Source organism: Corallococcus sp. 4LFB (genome assembly GCF_046520365.1).
In the GTDB taxonomy this organism is placed as follows: domain Bacteria; phylum Myxococcota; class Myxococcia; order Myxococcales; family Myxococcaceae; genus Corallococcus; species Corallococcus caeni.
In genome coordinates, this window is record NZ_JBKGHJ010000737.1 from 1 (window position 1) to 2,974 (window position 2,974).

General features: G+C 73.8%; 2 protein-coding genes and 1 pseudogene. 1 reads left to right on the forward strand and 2 read right to left on the reverse strand.

The features are described 5' to 3' along the window. Positions 1–775, reverse strand: a pseudogene (locus tag ACLEQD_RS40380) (methyl-accepting chemotaxis protein); the annotation flags it as partial. Positions 776–974: 199 nt separating this feature from the next. Beyond that, complete coding sequence (locus ACLEQD_RS40385; RefSeq protein ID WP_410391262.1) at positions 975–1,718, reverse strand: PP2C family protein-serine/threonine phosphatase; 744 nt, start codon at positions 1,716–1,718, stop codon at positions 975–977. Between the two features lie 389 nt (positions 1,719–2,107). On the opposite strand from ACLEQD_RS40385, the gene ACLEQD_RS40390 reads away from it, so the two are divergent. Beyond that, the coding region (locus ACLEQD_RS40390; protein ID WP_410391263.1) for a hypothetical protein at positions 2,108–2,974 on the forward strand (867 nt) is incomplete at its 3' end.

The window sequence follows — 2,974 nt, forward strand, 5'->3', positions numbered from 1 at the left end:
CCAGCCCAGCACCGCCATCAGCCGTGCCGCGCATCCGCGCCCACTCCGCCTGGGCGCCGCGCGCCATCACCAGCTCCAGCCCCTCCCCCACCTGCACCCGCGCCACGTGCATCGACGCGCCGCCCACGTCCACCTCGGCGCCGTCCGCCCCCTGGCTCGCCCCCAGCAGCGCGGGCACCTGGACCGTTTGCAGCGACTGCGCCACCAGCCGGGGCCCCACGTGCAGCAGCGACTCCAGGTGCTCGCTCCCCTCGCCCAGCCGCTTCAGCTCCTCCGCGCCCAGCTCCGCTCCCACCACCAGGGAGCCCACCGGCGCGCCGTTGACCTGGAGCGGCCGCGCCACCGCGAGCAGCGGCGCGCCCGTGGCCGGCAGCAGCACCTGCCCCTGCTGGCGCACCACCTTCAGGAGGCCCGGCAGGTCCTCCTCGCCCGTGGACGCGATCACCGTCCCGTTCACGCCCACCAGCACCAGCAGGTCCACGCCCAGCACCGCGCGCTGCTCGTTCAGCAGCGTGGCCGCCTCCGAGCGCTCCCGGGAGAAGGCCCGCGTGAACGCGGGGTTGGCCACCGCCACGTGCCCCAGCTCCGCCAGGACCCGCAGCTCCTGCTCCTGCAGCGCCCGCCAGCGCGTCGCATCCCGCGTCAGGGCGGAGGCCATCTCGGACTCCACGCGCGAGCGCAGCGACAGCCCCAACAGCGTCACGGTGAGCAGCGTGAGGGCGATAACGACGGCGGTGAGGGCCGCGGTCAGGCGTGCGGCAAGACTGAGCGTCATACGCAACGGGTGCTCGGACGAGGGGAGGGGGACGCGAGGGGGAGTCCCCAGATTAACCTGGAAGATGTGAAGGATTGAAGTCCCTGTGTCGCGTGACTCCCCCTCCGTCCGGCCGGACCCATCGCGTCGGGTCGGCGGTCAGGACCGACCTGAGGGGTTCAGGGCCCCGCACTCCCAGCGTGTGACAGGGCGGGGAGGCTCAGACCGCCACGCGCAGCACCACGGCGGTGATGTTGTCGCGGCCCCCGGCCTCGTACGCGGCGGAGACGAGCGCGTCGCACGCGGCCTGGGCGGAGGAGGGCGCGCGCAGCTGCTCCCGCAGCACCTCCGGCCCCAGCGGCTCATACAGCCCGTCCGAGCACAGCAGGAAGATGTCCCCGGGCTGCGTCTCCAGCCGCTGCAGGGTGGGCTCCGCGTTCTCCGTGCCCAGGGCGCGGGTGATGAGATGGCGCAGGTTGGCCGGGTTGCCGGGCGGCTCACGGCCGGCCGCGCGCAGCTCCTCGATGAGCGAGTGGTCGCGCGTGAGCGACTCCAGGCGGCCCTCGCGCAGGCGGTACAGGCGGCTGTCGCCCACGTGGGCCACCGCGGCCCAGCGCTCCCCCACCGCGAGCGCCACCACCGTGGAGGCCATCTCCTTGAGCTTGCCCACGCGACGCACGCGCAGGGTGCGCTGGGCGAGCGCGGTGCACGCGGCCAGGTAGTTCTCCTCGCGGCTCCTCGCGGGGTCCACCGCGTCCGGCCAGGTGCCGTCGCGGTCCCGGTCCAGCCGGTCGCTGAAGCCCGCGAAGGTGTCCACCACGCACTGGCTGGCGACCTCCCCGCCCTCCTGCCCGCCCAACCCGTCCGCCACCACGAACAGCCCCCGTTCGGGCAGCACGCAGTACGCGTCCTCGTTGTGCGGCCTGCGCCCGATGTGGGTCTGCCCCGCGCTCTCGAATCTCATCACCACCGCCTCCTGGCCAGGCTCCCGGACAGCAAACGGGAGGCCAGCGCCCCGGTCGCTTCATCCCCGGGACGCCCCCACGGGGTTGTCGCCCTTGAAGAACGCCCGGGTGCGAGTCCCTTCCACGCGCCCTCGCTCCCCTGTCCTCCGAGCGACGTTGCGGCCGTCCCCGCTTCACCCCGCCACGACTTTTCAACGGGCGGTACACCCTGGAGGCCAGGGCCGGCGGCGCGATGCAGACGTGGAGCAAGAAAGGAAGTCATGGGCGCCGGTAGGATATCGGGCCTCGCGTCCAATAGGGATCGCGCGAGTCCCCCTAGCAACTCCCGCCGGGACCGGCGGACAATGCAGGAGCCGCCCGCCTTGCGGGCCATCACCCGAGGAGAACCATGACCTCCATCCGCCGCGTGGGTTCTGGCATCTCGACGTCCCGGGCCTGGGGCATCTCCGCCGAGCTGGAGGTGACCGCCCCGGTGAAGCAGCAGCCCATGACGCCGGTGGAGCCGGTGCGGCGGGGCTTCTCCGACGCGAGCGACTTCCAGGCGGACGCCGACGGCGACCTGGCGGGTGCGCTGCTCGAGGACCTGGGGCTGACGGCGGACACGTCCTCGGAGACGCGGGGGCACGCGGCGGGCCTGGAGGCCCCGGAGCCCCGGGCCGCGCTCCTGGAAAACGCCCAGCTGCGCACCTTCGCGGGCGAGAGCACCTTCGAGGAGGCCGCGCCCGCCTACTCCCAGCTGCTGGGCACACCGCAGATGTCCACGCCGCTGCTGCAGGCGCGCCACTTCCAGCAGGCGGAGCGCCACGCGGAAGCCGCGCCGGCGGATCCGTCCATGGACCCGTCCGACATCCTGTCGCCCGACGCGGCCGCGTGGGAGCTCCAGAACCTGGACACCATGCCCTCCACCGTCTCCGCGCAGGAGGCGGAAGACCTGCTGTTCCTCCTGGAGTCCGGCGACCTGTCCAGCCTGAGCGACGAGGAGCTGCGCGCGCTGAGCGACGACCTGGGCGAGGAGGACGCGGGGGCGGAGGCGTCCGACGCGCTGGAGGCGTCCGGTGCGCCGGACGCCCCGGAGGAGTTCCTGGCCACGATGGAAGACAGCCGGCCGGACCTGGTCCAGGAAGCGGCGCCGGGCCTCGCGTCGTCGAGCGACTTCCTCGCGGACGCGGACGACTTCACGATGGAGGCCGTGCAGGCCGAGGCCGCCTACGCCGCCGCGTACGCGGAGGCCCGCGCGACGGGCGGCGCTCCCGGC